We start from the raw sequence: 18,631 nt of genomic DNA on the forward strand, positions 1-18,631 counted from the left end.
GCCGCATTAGATAACGGAATTATTGCAGTCGTGTGACAGTATTTTAGCCACCCTGCGATTGTCGCGATCCTGAACTAAGCTCTAATTCCGAATCCTGACAACCACAAAAGGAAGGTTTCCATGAATCACATTGCTAAATCCTGGAAGGTCCTGCTGGTCACGGCTGCGTTAACGCTGCCGTCCCTGGCCTTTGCGGCAGAACCCGCCATGATGAAAGGCGGCATGATGGTCGATCAGAAGGGTATGACCTTGTATACCTTTGACAAGGACAAGGACGGCAAGTCGATGTGCATGGGTGAGTGTGCGAAGAACTGGCCGCCGATGATGGCTCCGATGGATGCCAAGCCCATGGGTGAATGGAAGCCGATCAAGCGTGACGACGGCACAATGCAATGGACTTACGACGGCAAGCCAATGTACACCTACAAAATGGATAGCAAGCCGGGAGACATGAAAGGCGACGGCATGATGAAAATGTGGCACGTGATTGGCGAACACAAGTAAGCGATTTGCCTGCCCTGTAGCAGCTGGCGAAGCCTGAGTTCGGCAGCTGCTACAGATCAATCGCAGTCAACGTAACGCGTAATCCAGCACAATCCCCACGAAAATCGCCAGCCCCGCCCAGTGGTTATGCAAAAACGCCTGGAAGCAGCGCATCCGGTCTTTGCTGCGGGTGTACCAGAACTCCCACGCAAAGCAGCCTGCCGCCACCAGCAACCCAAGGTGGAACCAGCCACCGAGATGGAATTTCGAGCCAGCCAGCAACAGGCAGCCCAGCGCCAGGCCTTGCAAGGTCAGAATGATCACCCGGTCGGCGTCGCCAAACAGGATCGCGGTGGATTTCACCCCGATCTTCAGGTCATCGTCCCGGTCGGTCATGGCGTAATAGGTGTCGTAGCCCACGGTCCACAGCAAGTTGGCGATCCACAGCAACCAGGCTGTCGCCGGCAACTCACCAGTCTCGGCAGTGAACGCCATCGGCATGCCCCAGGAGAACGCCGCGCCCAGCACCACTTGCGGGTAATAGGTGTAACGCTTCATGAACGGATACGTGAAGGCCAGGGCCAAACCGCCCAGCGACAGCCAGACAGTCGCCGCGTTGGTGCACAGCACCAGCAAGAAGCTCACGCCCATCAGCAGCGCGAAGAACACCAGGGCTTCTTTGGAGCTGATCTTGCCGCTCACCAGCGGCCGCTGCTCGGTGCGTTTCACATGGCCATCGACCTTGCGGTCCGCCCAGTCGTTGATCACGCAGCCGCCAGCACGGGTCAGTACCACGCCGAGCACGAAAATCACGATATTGGCCAGTGACGGCGAACCTTCACCGGCAATCCACAGTGCCCACAATGTCGGCCACAGCAGCAGGTAAATGCCGATCGGCTTGTCCATGCGGGTCAGCTGAATGAAATCCCAGGCCCGAGGATTCACGCGGTTCAGAGACTTGAGCAGGTTCTGGTACATCAGCAGTTCTCCGGATGCGCGCGGGCGGCGCTCCACAGGGTCGGCAGGAAAATCTCGGCCACCAGCACGCTCAGGGCGCCACGGTCGAAACGTGAGCGCCGGCCCCACAGTTCAGGTGCTTGAGCCTCCATCGGCAACCACGCTTGAGGATAGTGACAAACCTCGATGGCCCGGCGCTGAAATGCCTGATCGCAAAACAGCAATTCACCCAGAGAACGGCTGCCCAGCTCATCCATGTGCAATCCGTCGCCCTGTAGCGCGCTACGCGCGGCTACGCTGCGGGCAAACACCCAGGCTTCACCGTGGCCGCGCAGATACACCTCGCGCACCCAGCCTTCGCTGCCTTCGGCCAGCTCCAGCGCGGCACATTCGTCGGCGCGCAGCGATTGCCAGCCTTCGAACAGCGGTGTGACGCTGAAACCGTCATTCGACAAACGGGTCAGGCGTCGGGTCAGTGACCCTTCATCGAATAACCAATCGAGCGTAGACGTGTCGGGGCGGGGCATCAGTTGGCTTTGAGAAAGCCAGAGCGGCGTCGGGGAGGGGGCTTTTGAGTGCGGCACAGTGAGTCATTATTGGCAGCAAATGAGGCGGCGAGCTTACCATGTCAGGCGGCGAGTTTGATTGATCCGGCCTGCCGTTGCGCCGAACAGGCTTGCATCTGACGGGCCCGATCAGTACAAAACGCCCTGAGCCGGACGGCAACGCTTCATCTATCGACCGTTCGCGCCGGCAAAAGCCTGAATCCCGAGGAAGTACCTGAATGAAAAAGTGGCAATGTGTGGTCTGCGGCCTGATCTATAACGAAGCCGAAGGCTGGCCGGACGACGGTATTGCGGCGGGCACACCATGGCAGGACGTGCCGGAAGACTGGCTGTGCCCGGACTGCGGCGTGGGCAAAATGGATTTTGAAATGATTGAAATCAACTAAGCATCCAAGGAGCTAGGAATGAACGCACCTGTCGTGATCGTCGGCACTGGGCTGGCTGGCTACAACCTGGCCCGGGAGTTTCGCAAACTCGATGGCGAAACCCCGCTGCTGTTGATTACCGCAGATGACGGACGCTCCTACTCCAAGCCGATGCTTTCCACCGGCTTTGGCAAGAATAAAGACGCCGATGGCCTGAGCATGGCCGAACCGGGCGCCATGGCCGAGCAATTGAAGGCCGAAGTGCGTACCCACACGCGCATCAGCGGCATCGATCCGGGCCACAAGCGCCTGTGGATCGGCGAAGAATCAGTGATCTATCGTGACCTGATCCTGGCCTGGGGCGCGGAAACCGTGCGGGTGCCGATCGAAGGCGACGCGGCCGACGCGGTTTTCCCGATCAACGACCTTGAAGACTACGCACGTTTTCGCGCAGCCGCGGCCGGCAAGCGTCGGGTGCTGCTGCTGGGCGCCGGTTTGATTGGCTGCGAATTCGCCAACGACCTGATTCTCGGTGGCTACGAAGTGCAGCTGGTTGCCCCCTGCGAACAAGTCATGCCGACCTTGCTCCACCCGGCGGCGGCCGCTGCGGTCCAGGCCGGCCTGGAAAGCCTGGGCGCGCGCTTCCACCTCGGGCCGGTGCTCAATCGCCTGCAGCGAGTGGCTGACGGCCTGGAAGCGCATTTGTCTGACGGCCAGGTCATCCCTTGCGACGTAGTGGTGTCAGCCATCGGTCTGCGTCCGCGCATCGACCTGGCGGCCGCTGCCGGGGTGCAGGTCAATCGTGGTGTGGTGGTTGACCGTCACCTGAAAACCTCTCACGCCAACATCTACGCCCTGGGCGATTGCGCCGAGGTCGATGGGCTGAATCTGTTGTACGTCATGCCCCTCATGAGCTGTGCGAGAGCGCTGGCCCAGACCCTCGCCGGAAACCCTACGGCGGTGAGTTACGGCCCGATGCCGATCACCGTGAAAACCCCGGTCTGCCCATTGGTGGTTTCCCCGCCACCACGGGGCGCGGAGGGCGTCTGGACGGTCGAAGGGCAGGGCGCGGACATCAAGGTGCTGTGCCGCGACAGCGCCGGCAAATTGCTGGGCTATGCCCTGACCGGCGCGGCGGTGATGGAAAAACTCGCCCTGAACAAAGAACTTCCGGCCCTGTTGGCGTAAATGCCGGTCGTTCTGTCGGAATCACCCCGTTTTTGCCCCCACAAAGGTCGCGGGGAGACTGGCGCCGCTCTTGCGCGCATGCCATCCTCATTCCCGTCTGCCGCAGAGTAGAGCACCTGCGGCGCCTTGGGCGCTGTTCCAACGAGAACAGCACGGACATAACAACAAAAAACCGTCAAAGGGGCTTCACTCATGCGTAAACCAGAACTCGCCGCTGCCATCGCGGAAAAAGCAGATCTCACCAAAGAACAGGCCAATCGCGTTCTCAACGCCGTTCTCGAAGAAATCACCGGCGCTCTGCATCGCAAGGATAGCGTCACGCTGGTGGGCTTCGGCACCTTCCTGCAACGCCATCGCGGTGCCCGCACCGGCAAGAACCCGCAAACCGGTGAGCCGGTAAAAATCAAAGCCAGCAACACTGTTGCGTTCAAGCCAGGCAAGTCGTTGAAAGACAGCGTTAATCCGTAACACGCACCGACTTCCCGCGCAGCGGGCGAGCGGGATAAAAAATGGGCACGCCAACGAGGTTGGGTGCCCATTTTTTCTGTCTGGCGGATCAGCCGACTCGGCTTTGTTTCCTGGCGAGAATCGCTGCTATTTCCGGCTCATTCAGGTGATCCAGCGCTCGCTCCACCAACAAATGCACCCCGTCGGCCATGCGGCTGAGCGCCAGGGCTACGGAGCGGCGTGAACCGTCCACGTCGTCGGCGAGGTCGGCGGCGATGGCGCTGATGGACAAGATATCTTCCGAGGCATTGGCGAGGAGGGCTTCAGTGTTGATGCCCTTCGCCGACTAAACGAATGTATGGTCAGCCCACCTCCTGCAACCACGAGTGATGAGCGGTAAAGCATGCTTGCGCTAATGTATCCGGGCTCATGGTCGGCAGTTTTGCCGCCTGGCCCTTAGTAGTCGCTCCTGCCTGTCCTTAAAAAGGGGGCCAGCTTCGAGAGCTGTCTCGTTTACCAGGTTTTCATGCAGGAGTTGAGCTGTTTATCGTCATCATCTTGTCGTCGCAAAAGCCGGTAGTGAATTTCGATCAAGCCATGGATTGTGCGTTGTAGCTAACTCCGCGAGCTAAAACAGCCCAGACGATCCTTGCCAATTTATTGGCCAAAGCGCAGGCGACTTTATTCGGGTGTTTTCGTATCAGCAGGTCTCTGCACCAAATCCCCAAAGCATCAGTACGTTTATCTATGTGCACCAGAACTGCACGCGAGCCTTGAATCATAAGCTTTCGAAGGTATTTATCACCGCGCTTGCTGATGTTCAAAAGGACGGTTTGGTCGCCTGTTGAATACTGCCTCGGCACCAGTCCCAGCGAAGCGGCGAAGTCTCGCGACGAGTGAAAATTGGAAGCGTCCCCGACGTCGGCCAGCAGCGCGCTAGCGATGATAGGGCCGATGCCGGGGATGCTCATCAGGCGTGTTCCCGCATCATCAGTGTCCACTTGCTCTTTGATACTCCGGTCAATCGCCTTAATCTCGTCGTTGAGCCGTTTCATCTCTTCCAGCAGATGTTCAATAAAGGACTTCAGCTGTTGCGGTAACTCTGCGGCAGGGTCGTCCAGAATTTGGTGAACCTGATTCATGGCCGCTTTTGTTGCAGGCAATGCGATCCCGAACTCAAGCAAGAACCCGTGAATGCGATTTATCGTTTGAGTCCGGTGACCTACCAACGCCTCCCGTAGACGGTGCTGGGTCGATAGCACTTGCTGTTCCACGGTTTTGATGGCGACGTAACGTGTTTTAGGACGGGATGCGGCTTCGCAGATTGCCTCAGCGTCGATGTAGTCGTTTTTGTTTCCGGTGACGTAGGGTTTTACATGCTGCGGCGCGATCAATTTCACTTGATGACCGAAGGACAAGAGCTTCCTGGCAAGCCAGTGTGAACCGCCACAAGACTCCATCGCTATGGTGCAGGGCTTCAGCCTTGCGGCAAACTCAAGCAAGCGGCTGCGATTGAATTTCTTGCGCAGGACTTCCTTGCCTTTGGCGTCGTGCCCTATGAGATGAAAGGTGCTTTTTCCAATATCCAGGCCGAGCAAGTCCAAGTTGTCCATGAGAGGTCTCCGCAAGTAAGTGAGAACCCCGGCAAGTTTAGATTTACCGGGGTTCCCGTACCGGGCTGACCATCTCATTAGGGGTGGCGGCTGTACGCAGGTTAGTCGGACCGGGGAATTGAAGAAGCCGGCGCACCCAAAGGTGCCCTACGCACAGCCACCATCAAAATGCAGGTAGCAAGTACCTGTCTGACGGACGCTTGTACAACTTCAATTACCAGCGGGCGACTAAACCCGACCACTGACGATCAGTGACACGAATCAAGTTACCGACCGACCCCAAAGCGCACAAGCCGGCGGATTCTGGCGTAGCCGTAGGCAACGACGCAAGGTGTTGTAGCTTTCACGACGTTACCTACAAGGCTCTTTAAACAAGCACTGTCAGGCATTGGCGTGGGACGGTACGGTTTTTCGATGCGTCGGCCCAGCGGGTCGTAGGTCATCCTGACCACGCTGCCGTTTTCGTTGCACACTTCAATCCGATCAGGAGCAGCAGAGGGCGCTTGAAGCAGTGTTCGCTGGTTTATTTCTTGCTGTTCATCACCGGATCGGCAAGGTTTTCATCGCCATCATTCATTCGCTGCAAAAGCTTTACTGCGCGGGAAAAACCTTGAGCGGCTGAACGTTCCAGCCACTGCCTGGCTCGTTCAAAGTCCTGCTCGACTATCCATCCATCAAGGTACATTTTCGCCAAGTCATATTGACCGTGGGCATCACCGGATTCGGCTCGGGGAAAGTGAAATTCCACCGTTTGGGATGTGGTATCAATCTCCCAATAATCGCGTTTGTTTACCTGGAATAGCCGAACGGTTTGATCGTTCACCCATTCAACAGGCCCCAGCAACGACTCAAAAAGACCCAGCGCGACGCTGATTCGCGTGACTGTGAAAAATGCTTCAGGCGTGTTTTTTGAACCCTGCATCAGGACGCCGATGTTGATGTATTGATCCGTGCGCCAAGCAGCCGTTGCAGTGAGCGTTTTGGACGGGTTTTTTAGTGAGCGTCCCGAGGTGCCTGAGAACCGATAGTCACGTTTGATTATTTCAGCTTGGAGCTTATGTATCGGGTCGCTATCCCACCCTTTGAGCGCCGCCAGCGACAAAAGCGCTTCGTTAATGTCCTCGATTAACGATTGGCGAATGGCGCTGTCCGTAGCGTCCGCAGGTAGCTTATCGAGGTGCTTGAACGGATGAGAGTAGGTGCAAACATCCAGAAGCGTGTTCTCTGCTTCGACTGGAGCTTGCTGAAGAATTATTTTGGAAATGCCGCCAGCAGGTAGCTTGCACTTAGTAGCAAGGAGATAAACGTAGAGTACGGCTGCCTCTCGAATGCTGTGAGCCTGGAGGCGCTCCGTAGGGGAGTCGATTTCAAGTGTCGATAAATATTTGCTCATCAGAGTTTCTATCTCGTCGCGTTTGGCAGTGAGTTGCCCACTGGATTAATACCAACCTTTGGAAACGAAGGCGTTTGACCGGCTCTTTGAGCGGCTACCGAGTAACCATTGACTCTACCTTGCTCAACTTTCAGTGCCTTGGATCTCGTTACATTTTTTCTGATGATGGCGGACTCGTATTTATCAGAGCCTGGGCGCTTGTTAAGTTTGCGTACCTGAGATTCAGCTCGGTAGGACTTTCCATTTTTAGAAATTTTCCCACCGCTGATGCCGAACTTGTAAACCTGGCCAGTCTTTTTGTTCCGGATGACGTAGACGTGGTTCGCCTTGTTATTTTGCCTAGAGTTTCCGTTTGCTGCCCCACAGGTTTTCCATCCCCATGGATCCACCCAAACAATCGGATTCGGCGCGTATTGGTATAGGTTGAGTTCCCCATCCAACCCAATCGGATCCGGCGTAGTAAACCGCCCCACATCCGGATCATAAAACCTGAACGTATTGAAATGCAGCCCCGTCTCCCGGTCCAGGTACTGCCCCTGAAACCGCAGATTCTGCTCTTCAATGTAATACGGCTCGCGCACCTCTTCTAACGTGTTGCCCCACACCCGATAACTCGCCTGCCAGACGTTGTGGCCGTCTGCTTCGGTGAGTTGTTCCGGCAGGCCGTTGAGGTCGTTGTGGTAATAGCGGATTTTTTGCAGTGGGCCGGTGCCGTCGACGCGGGCCAGGGGTTCGTAACCTTCGTCTTCGTAGAGGTAGAGGCTGGTCTGTTGATGGCGATGTTCCTGCAACAGGCGCAGGCCGTCCCAGGTGAAGCGGGTTTCGCCGAGAGGGTAGCCGTTGGTGTCGTGTACGGTTTTTTCGATGCGCCGGCCCAGTGGGTCGTAGGTCATCCTGACCACGCTGCCGTTTTCATTGCGCACTTCAATCAACCGGCTTTCGGCGTCGTAACCGAAGCGCTGCAGGCCCCGTTGAGCGCTGCGTTTTTCGATCATCCGGCCAAACGCGTCATAGCGATAACGCTTGTCCTGATAGGTCAGCAGTTTGTTGTGCACCACCAGCCCGGCGCCGGGTTGTGGGCCGTCCAGCAGGTTGGCGGCGGCGTCGTAGGCGAAGGTTTCGCGCTGGCCGTGCAGGCTGTCCTGGCTGGCGATGATGCGGCCGGTGGCGTCGTAGTGCAGCAGTTGGCGGTGTTGCGCAGTGGGTTGTTGGTCGAGTTTGCCGATCAGGTTGTCGGCGGGGTCGTACTCGAAATGTTTCTGCACCGCTGCCGGCATCAGCGATGGCTGGCTGGTGTGTCGGCGTTGGCGTGAGCGTAAGCGCCCGCTGCGGTCGTAGTCGCTGCGAGTGCTGATCTGGCCTTGGGTGCGCAGCACTTCGCGGTGCAGGCGGTCGCGTTCGAAGTCGCTGATGACCTGGCCGTCGAGGTTGATCTGGTGCAGGTGGCCGCTGCCGTAGTACAGGCGATTGAGCCAGCGGCCGTCGGGCAGTTGGGTCTGGATCAGGTTGCCGAGTTCGTCATAGTGATATTGCAGGCTGCCAGCCGCGCTGTGTTCGGCGAGCAACTGGCCGAGGGCGTCGTAGGCGAAGCTCAGGGTTTGTGCGTTGCCCTGGTGGTCGGTGAAGGTGACGGCGGTGAGCTGGTCCAGTGGGTCGTAGGTGTAGTCGGTGCGGCCATCGTCGGTGATTTTGGCGATCAGCCGGCCGACGGCGTCGCGTTCCAGTCGGTGAACGATGGGAGCGGGGGGCGACTCGGGGACGACGGCCAGGCCGTTGCCGTAAGGCGCCGGAACAGCCGTGACCGCCGCGACGTTATCCAGCAGGTCATAGGTGTAGCGCTTGGCACTGCCATCCAGATCCTGTTGTTCTGTCAGCCGATCCCCTGCATCCCAGGCAAACCGATAACTCTCGCCATTCTCATTGGTCAGCGATTGCAGCCGCCCATAGCGGTCGTACCCGAACTGCACCTGTCGGCCATGGGCGTCGGTACGCTGACGCACCTGGCCGCGGCGGTTGTGTTGATACAGCGTGGTGTGCCCGGCCGGGTCGGTGTAGCCGATCAACTGGCCGCTGACGTCGCGCTGATACTGCTCGGTGCGGCCGTCCGGCAACTGGCTGCTGAGCAACCGCCCCTGGGCGTCGTAGCTGAATTGGGTGCGTTCGCCGAGGGCATCGGTGATCGTTTGCAGATAGCCCCGGTTGTCGTAGCTGAACCGCGTCGGATAACCCGAGCAATCGATGTGTTCGACCAGTTGGCCGAACGGGTTCCAGCGCAGTCTTTTGCTTTTGCCGGTGGCGTCGATGATCTCGACGACCTGGCCTTGGGTGTCGTAGCGGTAGCGGGTGACATGGTCCAGCGGATCGGTTTCGGCGATGCAGTTGCCGCGCTGATCGTAGCGATATTGCCAGCTGTTGCCTGCAGCATCGGTTTCCACCAGCGGCAAGGCCCAATGCTCGAGCCATAAGGTCGAGTCACTGCGGCCCAGCGGGTCGGTTTCGCCGATCAGGTTGCCGGCGTCGTCGTAGCTGTATTCGTAGCGCCCGCCCAGCGGGTCGGTGGCGCTGAGCAATTGGCGTTCGTCGTTCCACTCGAACTGCCAGGTCTGGCCGAGGTTGTCGGTGTATTCGGTGATCTGGTGCTGAGTGTTCCAGCGCCGTGTACTGATGCGCTGTGAGCCGTCGGTGATGCGCGTTGCACCGGCCTTCAGGTCATAGTCGAACTGGTAAGTGTCGCCCTCGTCGGTCCAGTGCCGGACCACGCGCCATTCAAGGTCTTCGATCAAGGCCCATTCATAGAAACAACGCAGCCCCGTGGGCAACTGATGCTCGACCATCCGCCGCCTAGCGTCGTAGCTGAAGCGCCGTTGCACCTGGCCGGTGGCGTCGCGCACTTCGGCCAGGTTGCCGGCTGCGTCATAGCCGTAACTGACGAGTACTTCGCGGTGTTGGTCGGGGTACAGGCGTTCCACCCGAGCCACGCGACGGCCTTCTTGAATCAGCTCGACCTGCACCAGATCGAAGGTGTCCCGCAGCCGAACAAGCTGCCCGCCGTCGTCATAGTCGAGGTAGATGCGGTTGTCATTGCGGTCGCCCAATTGATCAAGGCGCAGCAGCGCCGTATTGCCCGGCGTTGGATTGAACAAACGGTATACGCCGTCATCGCTTTCAATCAACAACTGCCCATTGACGTGGCGTCGAACACTCAGCCCTTCACCGGCACTGAACACCGCGCCGCCCAGAGGAATCGAACCCATGTCGATACGCCGGCCCTGCTCATCGGTGTAGACCAGCGTTTCTCCACCCTCCGGGTGAGGCAGGATTTCAACACACACCTCGTAGGACACGCTCCAACCGGCGCCGAACAGCCCGTCGCGGCGTTCGTCACGGCTGTTGTAGAAGCGCTGCCAATCGATCGGCAAGATGCCCGGCAGCACGAAATCCAGCTCTTCGTCTCCACCCAGCACCTTGGCCCCGGTGGCGGCATGCACCGGGTTCGACGAACCCATGGCGGCGTTGGCCATGGCGCCCATTGCGCTGCTGACGGCCATCGACGCCGCGCCGCCGATCAGCATGCACGGCAATTTGCTGAAGAACTTGCCCTTGCCGCCCTTGAGCATCAGCAACGCGGTGACCGCCAGCCCCACGCCCGGGGTCTTGCCGCTGCGGATCTCGCGCACCACCACCGAACCGCCACCAATGGTCACGTTCGAGGAGATCAGCCCGGACGATACGACCTTGGCGTCGCAGGTGGTGCGGTCGCCGCTGCGCACGGCCGGTTGGCCGTTGATGGTGACTTTGTCCGAGCCCTCGGCCAGAAACTGCGGCGGCATCGGCGGATGCTTCATGCAGGTGACCAGGTCCAGCGGCTTGGGTACGGCGCCGGGCGCCGGGGTGGCGACGGTGGGGCGCCACATCTGCGAGAAGAAGCTCTCGGCCATGTCCAGATAGCTGGGCTCGGCTTCGGGCTCGGGTGCCTCCAGCTCGGTGCCGGCCGGCGCGACATGGGACGGAATCGCCCCGGCGGCCCGGGCGGCGGGGATGTTGTTGGTGAGGGTGTTGGTGGAACCGGTGAGAATCGTCGCCTGCACCGTGGGCGGAAACAGCGAATTGCTGAAGCTCTCGCACAGGTTGCTCAAGCCTTTGTCGGCCCCGGTCTTGCTCATGGCGAGGCCGACGATGGTGCCCACCACCGCGCCGAGCAGAAAGCAGCCGAGGCCGCCGGTGACGACGGTGATGCCCGTCGCCGCCACCACGGCCGCCGTCGCCAGCGCGGTGATCGCGATGTTCGCTGCCACCTCCAGCACGCCGCCAAGAATGTCGGCCATCATCGAGGTGTGGTCGAGTGCATCGCCCAGGCGGGCGGCCCAGAGTGCGTCAGACATGCGGGATGTTAATCCGACGTAAGTGTCTGACGGCTGCGTAATCGTTGTGCGGGTTGCGCAATTCGATGCCTTCCATTGCACCTTTCTCCTTGTTGGTTACGGCATGCGCATTAGCGCAGTCCTCAGGCGTTTGATCAGCTTCGGATCCTTGAGGCAATCGGCCGGCCGCATGTTATCCAAGGCCGGCACCTGCTGTTCGACCCACCACAAACCTTCCTTGAGCCCTCTTTTACCGTAGAGAATGACCGCCATATCGAGGTTGCCATCCAGTTGTTTCGCCAGGGAGCGGGCGTCGTCGTCGAGATAGTCTTCTTCATATAACTGCACAAGCACTTGCCATTCGGCATCGCCAGGGTAATCGTCTTCCAGTTTTTCCATCTTCAAAAACCTGCAAAGGAAATTAAGTTGCTGCCGGTCGGGTTACGGGCTGACGGCGCCAGGATCCCATCATAGCCGTTGGCTTTCGCCCAGGCGCCAATCTGGTGAGTCTCGGTGTATTTCGAACCGGTAATGCTTTTGAGGCTGACCCCCATTTGTTTGCGCACATCGGCGCGGGTCAGGTCCAGAACGTTGTTGAGCTGCACTTTTTTGCTGACCAGCACTCGCGTGGACAAGTCGACTTTCCAGTGAGTGACTTCCCCTAATGCGGTTTTTCGCGAGTTCGCGCCATAGACTCCACCCAGTCCCGAGGCGGTGTAACGGTGAGTTGATGCAACGTTCCACTTGTGGGCGGTCCAGGTCGTGCTGATACGTCCAGGCTCTTCGAAACGGTAAACCGTTCGGCTGACTTTTCGGCCCTTTGGCGGGCTCGAGCATTTCATCAGCCCCAAGGGATCGATCCAGCTCACCGGATTTGGCGCGTATTGGTAGAGGTTCAGCCCACCAGCCAGCCCGATGGGGTCCGGTGTGGTAAAGCGCCCGATGTCCGGGTCGTAGAAGCGCAGCGTGTTGTAGTGCAGCCCGGTTTCCCGATCCAGGTATTGGCCCTGGAACCGCAGGTTCTGTTCTTCGATGTAATACGGCTCGCGCAACTCTTCAGCCGTGGTGCCCCAGACCTGGTAACGAGCTTGCCAGAGCGTGTGGCCGTCACTTTCCGAGAGTTGCTCGGGCAGGCCGTTGAGGTCGTTGTGGTAGTAACGGACTTTCTGTTGCTCACCCAGCCCGTCGACCCGCGCCAGCGGTTCATGGCCCTCGTCGGCGTAAATGTAGAGGCTGGTCTGGTTATTTCGATGCTCCTGCAACAGTTGCAACGCATCCCAGGTAAAGCGGGTTCGGCTCAGCAGGGTCGAGTGGCGGTCATACTCGGCTTTTTCGATGCGCCGGCCCATAGGGTCGTAGGTCATCTTCACTACCGAACCGTCGTTGTTGCGAACTTCCACCAGACGCTGCTCGGCGTCATAACTGAAGCGCTGGACACCGCGTTGGGCACTGCGTTTTTCAACCATACGGCCGAAGCCGTCATAACGGTAACGTTTGTCCTGAAAGGTCAGCAGTCGGTTATGCAGCACCAGACCTGCGCCCGTCGATAAACCATCGAGCAGGTTGGCGGCGGGGTCATAGGCAAACGCTTCGCGCTGGCCCTGGACATTGTCTTGGCTGGCGAGGATGCGACCTGTGGCGTCGTAGTGCAGCAGTTGGCGGTGCTGGGCGTCGGGTTGGCTGTCGAAACGTTCGACCAGTTGATCGCTGGCGTCATAACCAAATTGGCTTTTCGTTGCCGGTGGCAGCAGCGCGGACTGGCTCTGGTGCCGACGTTGGCGGGTACGCAGGCGGCCGCTGCGGTCGTATTCGCTACGGGTATTGAGGCGCCCCTGGGTTCGCAGCACTTCGCGGTGCAGGCGATCGCGTTCGAAGTCACTGATGACCTGACCTTCGAGGTTGATCTGATGCAGATGACCACTGCCGTAATGCAGGCGGTTCAGCCATCGGCCATCAGGCAGCAGCGTCTGGGTCAGGTTGCCCAGTTCGTCATAGCGATGCTCCAGGCGTCCGGCCCAGCTCTGTTCGGCGATCAGTTGTCCAAGGGGGGCGTAACTGAAGCCCAGGTTCTGTTGCTCGCCCGTGTGGCTGGTGAAGGTGATGGCGGTGACTTGATCCAGCGCGTCATAGCAGTACTCGGTGCGACCATCCTCGGTGACCTTGGCCACCAATCGACCCACCGCATCGCGTTCCAAGTCATGGACGACAGGCGCTTGCGGCGAAAGGTCCAGGTCCGTGCTACCGGGAGCGGTGAGTGCCTCCACGCGAGTGACGTTGTCCAGCGGGTCGTAGGCATAGCGTTTGAGGCTGCCGTCCAGGCTATGTTGCGCAATCAGCCGGTCGCTGGAATCCCAGGCAAACATATAGCGTTCGCCGTTCTCATTGGTCAGGGTTTGCAGGCGACCATAGACGTCGTAGTTCAATTCCACCCGGCGACCGTGGGCGTCGGTGCGCAGACGCAGGTGACCACCCAATGTGTGCTCGAAGTGAGTGGTGTGCCCGGCGGGGTCGCAGTAGCCGATCAGCTGGCCGCTCGCGTCACGCTGATAATGTTCAGTGCGCCCGTCTGGCAGTTGCTTGCTGAGCAACCGGCCCTGGTCGTCGTAGGTGAAACGCGTGCGTTCGCCCAGCGTATCGGTACTGGTGAGCAGCAACCCACGCTCGCAGTAACTCAACCGCGTGGTGAAACCGGAACAGTCGGTGTGTTCACTGAGTTGGCCGAGTGCCGTCCAGCGTAATGTTTTGCGCTTGCCGCTGGCGTCGATGATCTCCACGACCTGGCCGTGGGCATCATGGCGATAGCGGGTGACGTGGCCCAACGGGTCGGTTTCGCGGATGCAGTTGCCGTGTGAGTCATAGTGATACAGCCAGGTATTTCCAGCCGCATCGGTTTCTGCCAGCGGCAAGGCCCAGTGTTCCAGCCACAGGGTTGATTCGCTGCGCCCGAGCGGGTCGCGAGTCTCGCTGAGATTTCCCGCTTCGTCGTAGCTGAATTGATGCTGCCCGCCCGCAGGATCGGTCGCCCCAAGTAATTGGTTTTCGTCATTCCACCGGAATGTCCAGGTACGTCCCAGCGCGTCGGTAGTTTCGATGATCTGGTACTGAGCATCCCAGTGACGCGTGCTGACCCGATTCAGACCGTCGGTGATGCGTGTGGTCCCGGCTGCCAGGTCATAGTCGAAGGTGTATTGGTCGCCCGCGTCGGTCCAGTGGCGGACCACGCGCCATTCAAGGTCTTCAACCAACGCCCATTCGTAGAAGCAACGCAGCCCGGTCGGCAACTGATGCTCGACCATACGGCGTCCGGTGTCATAGGCAAACTGACGTTTCACCTGCCCGTTGGACTGGCGCACCTCGATTAGATCACCCTGGGTATCGTAGCCGTAGTGCATCAGCACTTCGCGGCGCTGGTCTGCATACAATCGCTCGATCCGGCTGACCCGTTGGCGCCAGCGCGCATCGTAGATCAGCTCAATGCTGACCAGATCGAAGGTGTCTCGGAGCTGCAGCAGGCGCCCGTCATCGCCATAGTCGAGGTGGATGCGATTGTCGTTGCGGTCTCCGAGCTGGCTCAGGCGCAGCAGCGATGCATATCCCGGCGTCGGGTCGAACAGCCGGTACAACCCGTCCGTACTTTCAATCAACAACTGCCCATTGACGTGTCGCCGAACACTCAGCCCTTCACCCGCACTGAACACCGCGCCGCCCAGAGGAATCGAACCCATGTCGATACGCCGGCCCTGCTCATCGGTGTAGACCAGCGTTTCTCCACCCTCCGGGTGAGGCAGGATTTCAACGCACACCTCGTAGGACACGCTCCAGCCTGCGCCGAACAACCCGTCGCGGCGTTCGTCACGGCTGTTGTAGAAGCGCTGCCAATCGATCGGCAAGATGCCCGGCAGCACGAAATCCAGCTCTTCGTCCCCACCCAGCACCTTGGCCCCGGTGGCGGCATGCACCGGATTCGACGAACCCATGGCGGCGTTGGCCATGGCGCCCATGGCGCTGCTGACGGCCATCGATGCCGCGCCGCCGATCAGCATGCACGGCAGTTTGCTGAAGAACTTGCCCTTGCTGCCCTTGAGCATCAGCAACGCGGTGACCGCCAGCCCCACGCCCGGGGTCTTGCCGCTGCGGATCTCGCGCACCACCACCGAACCGCCACCAATGGTCACGTTCGATGAGATCAGCCCGGACGATACGACCTTGGCGTCGCAGGTGGTGCGGTCGCCGCTGCGCACGGCCGGTTGGCCGTTGATGGTGACTTTGTCCGAGCCCTCGGCCAGAAACTGCGGCGGCATCGGCGGATGCTTCATGCAGGTGACCAGGTCCAGCGGCTTGGGTACGGCGCCGGGCGCTGGGGTGGCGACGGTGGGGCGCCACATCTGCGAGAAGAAGCTCTCGGCCATGTCCAGATAGCTGGGCTCGGCTTCGGGCTCGGGTGCCTCCAGCTCGGTGCCGGCCGGCGCGACATGGGACGGGATCGCCCCGGCGGCGCGGGCGGCGGGGATGTTGTTGGTGAGGGTGTTGGTGGAACCGGTGAGAATCGTCGCCTGCACCGTGGGCGGAAACAGCGCATTGCTGAAGCTCTCGCACAGATTACTCAAGCCCTTGTCGGCTCCAGTCTTGCTCATGGCAAGGCCGACGATGGTGCCCACCACCGCGCCGAGCAGGAAGCAGCCGAGGCCGCCGGTGACGACGGTGATGCCCGTCGCCGCCACCACGGCAGCCGTCGCCACCGCGGTGATCGCGATATTGGCCGCCACCTCCAGCACACCGCCGAGGATGTCGGCCATCATCGAGGTGTGGTCGAGTGCATCGCCCAGGCGGGCGGCCCAGAGTGCGTCAGACATGCAGGGTGCTCATCAGGCCGGAACGTCGAACAACAGCGAACTCTTGATGGTTGCCCAATGCGCGGCTTCGGCATCGCCGAGTTTTTCCGCCTTCACGTAGCTCAGGGCGAGCATTTTGCGGGTGCCGGGCAATACCAGCGCCAACTGATACTGGAAGACTTTGTCGTTGCCCTTGTTGAACTGGCTGCGCAACTCGATGCCTTCGACCTCCTGGCTGGCGCCCAGGCGCACGGCGACGCCCGGCTGAAAACGCAAGTCCTGCACTTGTTTTTCCAGGCGCTTGAGCTGGTCGTCGAAGTTGCTTTGCAGTGTTTCGCCCTCGGCCAGCAAGCTGCGGCTGACTATCAGCGAGGTGCCCAGTTCGGGGAACTTGAGGATGTTGATCGTCGCGTCTTGCAGCTCGCTTGCCGGCAGCTGGAACTGGAATTCATTGATTCGGTAAGCCATGGAACACAGATCTCGTGATTAGCCCTTGGGCTTGGGAAACGCGGCATTGATATTGGCGTCGATGCTGGCCTTGACGCCCTGGCCGTCAGGCGTGGCGCCAGGGCCGCCGCCGTTGTTCAGGTGCAGCACGCCGCCGGTGTTGATCTCGGCGTCACCGCTGGCATAGAAGCTGATTTGCACGCCGGTCAGGTTGATCTGGCCGCTGGCATTGAGCTCCAGGATGCTTTCGCCGCATACCAGCCGCAGGTTTTCGCCCACTTCGATGACGTAGCTCTGGCTGATGCTGTCGGTCTTGCGCTGGCCCACCGACAGAATGTCTTCCTGCTTGACGATGCGCAGCCGATTGTTGCCGATGGTCACCGTCTCGTTATGCCCGATGCTTTTGTTGCGGTCGTGGCCCACCGAGTGGCTTTCATCCACCTCGACCACGATGTCCTGATTGCGCTCGGCATGGATGTACAACTGCTCGGCGCCTTTTTTGTCTTCCATGCGGATTTCGTTGAAATTGGCCGGCGAGCCGCCCTTGCTCGAACGGCTTTTCATGCCGCTCTGGGTAGCGTTTTCCGGCAAGTCATAGGGCACGGTCTGTTCGGCGTTGTAGACGCGGCCGGTGATGATCGGCCGATCCGGGTCGCCTTCGAGGAAGCTGACGATGACTTCCTGGCCGATTCGTGGGATCTGCATCGAGCCCCAGTTTTTTCCGGCCCAGGATTGCGACACGCGAATCCAGCACGAACTGTTTTCGTTGGACTGATCATGCCGGTCCCAATAGAAATGCACCTTCACCCGGCCAAACTGATCGGTCCAGATTTCCTCGCCTTTGGGGCCCACCACCAACGCGGTCTGCGGGCCTTTGACGATGGGGCGGTGGGTGTTGGGCAGCGGGCGGTAGCTTTGTTGGGCGTCGATGCAGGTCAGGCTGCTTTCGAACTGTGCCGAAGGCGCGCCACCACCGGTTTCCCCGCTTTCCTGGGAAATGTAATAGCGGGTGCCGACGATAAGGTATTCACGGTTCTGGTCATGGCGGCTGAAGCCGGTGAGGCTGAACAAATGACCCGAGCCCAGGCCTCGGGCGTTACCGGCCAGCTCGACCTGTTCGTGCAGGGTCTGCAACGCTTCGATGCGGGTGCGGGCGTAGTGTTCGCCGTCTGCGCTTTGCACATAAGTGCCGGGGTAGTCGTACAGCGGATAATCGCCGGCGGTGTGCGGACGAGGCATGGCCGAGCGCACGTCAATTCGCGCACTGGGGCGCTGGAAGTCATAGTCGTTGAGTTCCAGCGAACCCGGCTGGACTTGCTGGGCCAGGTGCCAATCGTGGATGTGATCGCGTTCGCGCTGCTGTTCATTCTTGGGGTAGTAGGGCACCGAGGCGTAGCCGGGCGCGCTGGTGTGGGCGCCGTAGGCATCGGCCAGCACCAGCACATGACGACCCTGTTCATGGCGGAAGAAGTAATAGATCCCTTCCTGTTCCATCAGGCGGCTGACGAAATCGAAGCTGGTTTCGCGATACTGCACGCAGTATTCCCACTCGCGATAGGGCCGGCTCAGGGCATCTTCGAAATCCGAGAAACCCAGGTCGCGAAACACCTGCTTGATGATCTGCGGGATGGTCAGGTTCTGGAAAATCCGGCAATCGGAGGTGCGGGTCAGCAGCCATAGCCAGGGCCGCAGCGTGGCCTGGTAACTGGCGAACTGGCCCTGGTCGACGTTCTGGCTGCAACGGGCAACGATGCCATGGAAATGACGCTCGCCACCGCCGTCCAGTTGCAGGCTCAGGCACATGGGTTTGCCGAGCAACTGGTTGAGGTCGATGGCGTTGTCCAGCGAGTGCAACTGCAGCTCATAGCTGAACAGCCGCCCCAATTCTTCGTCTCCGCCCATGTCCTTGAGCAACAGCACATCCGGCCCCAGGGGGCTGGTGATCTTTGCCAGGCGTGAGAGTTGCTTGAATAGCATCA

Annotated in this window: 13 protein-coding genes and 2 pseudogenes; 4 read left to right on the forward strand and 11 right to left on the reverse strand. The window is 59.8% G+C overall.

Annotated features, from left to right (window positions below; genetic code table 11):
- The first annotated feature begins 120 nt into the window (after positions 1 to 120).
- A complete protein-coding gene (locus tag AC1RL4_RS04280; protein WP_018927397.1) occupies positions 121 to 504 on the forward strand; it encodes a COG4315 family predicted lipoprotein in 384 nt (127 codons plus the stop codon).
- A gap of 66 nt (positions 505 to 570) precedes the next feature.
- Here AC1RL4_RS04280 and ubiA read toward each other — a convergent pair whose 3' ends face one another.
- Positions 571 to 1,461 carry a 4-hydroxybenzoate octaprenyltransferase gene (gene ubiA, locus AC1RL4_RS04285; protein ID WP_204124225.1) on the reverse strand — a complete coding sequence of 297 codons (891 nt, stop codon included), beginning with the start codon at positions 1,459 to 1,461 and terminating at the stop codon, positions 571 to 573.
- Positions 1,461 to 2,024 (reverse strand): chorismate--pyruvate lyase family protein, encoded by a 564-nt coding sequence (locus AC1RL4_RS04290; RefSeq protein ID WP_230175589.1) that lies wholly within the window; start codon positions 2,022 to 2,024, stop codon positions 1,461 to 1,463. Before AC1RL4_RS04290 ends, ubiA begins: the two co-directional genes overlap by 1 nt.
- Positions 2,025 to 2,224: 200 nt before the next feature.
- Between AC1RL4_RS04290 and AC1RL4_RS04295 the strand changes: the two genes are divergently transcribed.
- The 3 genes from AC1RL4_RS04295 to AC1RL4_RS04305 all read left to right on the forward strand — a co-directional run bounded on the left by AC1RL4_RS04295 (position 2,225) and on the right by AC1RL4_RS04305 (position 4,027).
- A complete protein-coding gene (locus tag AC1RL4_RS04295) occupies positions 2,225 to 2,392 on the forward strand; it encodes a rubredoxin (protein ID WP_007896465.1) in 168 nt (55 codons plus the stop codon).
- A gap of 18 nt (positions 2,393 to 2,410) precedes the next feature.
- Positions 2,411 to 3,559: an NAD(P)/FAD-dependent oxidoreductase gene (locus AC1RL4_RS04300; protein ID WP_007934519.1), complete on the forward strand. Its 1,149-nt coding sequence runs from the start codon at positions 2,411 to 2,413 to the stop codon at positions 3,557 to 3,559.
- A 192-nt stretch (positions 3,560 to 3,751) separates the two neighbouring features.
- Positions 3,752 to 4,027, forward strand: coding sequence for an HU family DNA-binding protein (locus tag AC1RL4_RS04305; protein ID WP_003213368.1), 276 nt, complete (start codon positions 3,752 to 3,754; stop codon positions 4,025 to 4,027).
- Between the two features lie 88 nt (positions 4,028 to 4,115).
- On the opposite strand, the pseudogene AC1RL4_RS04310 reads toward AC1RL4_RS04305, so the two are convergent.
- The 9 genes and pseudogenes from AC1RL4_RS04310 to AC1RL4_RS04350 all read right to left on the reverse strand — a co-directional run.
- Positions 4,116 to 4,340: pseudogene (locus AC1RL4_RS04310) on the reverse strand (DUF6124 family protein); the annotation flags it as partial.
- A gap of 256 nt (positions 4,341 to 4,596) precedes the next feature.
- A complete protein-coding gene (locus AC1RL4_RS04315) occupies positions 4,597 to 5,619 on the reverse strand; it encodes an IS110 family RNA-guided transposase (protein ID WP_204124222.1) in 1,023 nt (340 codons plus the stop codon).
- 407 nt (positions 5,620 to 6,026) lie between these two features.
- Positions 6,027 to 6,098: pseudogene (locus tag AC1RL4_RS04320) on the reverse strand (RHS repeat domain-containing protein); the annotation flags it as partial.
- Between the two features lie 44 nt (positions 6,099 to 6,142).
- Positions 6,143 to 7,012, reverse strand: coding sequence for a tetratricopeptide repeat protein (locus AC1RL4_RS04325; protein WP_019580405.1), 870 nt, complete (start codon positions 7,010 to 7,012; stop codon positions 6,143 to 6,145).
- Positions 7,013 to 7,020: 8 nt separating this feature from the next.
- Entirely contained in the window at positions 7,021 to 11,394 is a 4,374-nt protein-coding gene (locus AC1RL4_RS04330) for an RHS repeat-associated core domain-containing protein (protein WP_230175588.1), read from the reverse strand.
- A gap of 96 nt (positions 11,395 to 11,490) precedes the next feature.
- A complete protein-coding gene (locus AC1RL4_RS04335; protein ID WP_230175587.1) occupies positions 11,491 to 11,772 on the reverse strand; it encodes a hypothetical protein in 282 nt (93 codons plus the stop codon).
- 2 nt (positions 11,773 to 11,774) lie between these two features.
- Entirely contained in the window at positions 11,775 to 16,226 is a 4,452-nt protein-coding gene (locus AC1RL4_RS04340; protein ID WP_230175586.1) for an RHS repeat-associated core domain-containing protein, read from the reverse strand.
- 12 nt (positions 16,227 to 16,238) lie between these two features.
- Positions 16,239 to 16,673, reverse strand: coding sequence for a DcrB-related protein (locus AC1RL4_RS04345; protein ID WP_019580407.1), 435 nt, complete (start codon positions 16,671 to 16,673; stop codon positions 16,239 to 16,241).
- An 18-nt stretch (positions 16,674 to 16,691) separates the two neighbouring features.
- Positions 16,692 to 18,629 carry a type VI secretion system Vgr family protein gene (locus AC1RL4_RS04350; protein ID WP_230175585.1) on the reverse strand — a complete coding sequence of 646 codons (1,938 nt, stop codon included), beginning with the start codon at positions 18,627 to 18,629 and terminating at the stop codon, positions 16,692 to 16,694.
- Positions 18,630 to 18,631 lie beyond the last annotated feature (2 nt).

Source organism: Pseudomonas sp. GW822-FHT07A10, from assembly GCF_058798795.1.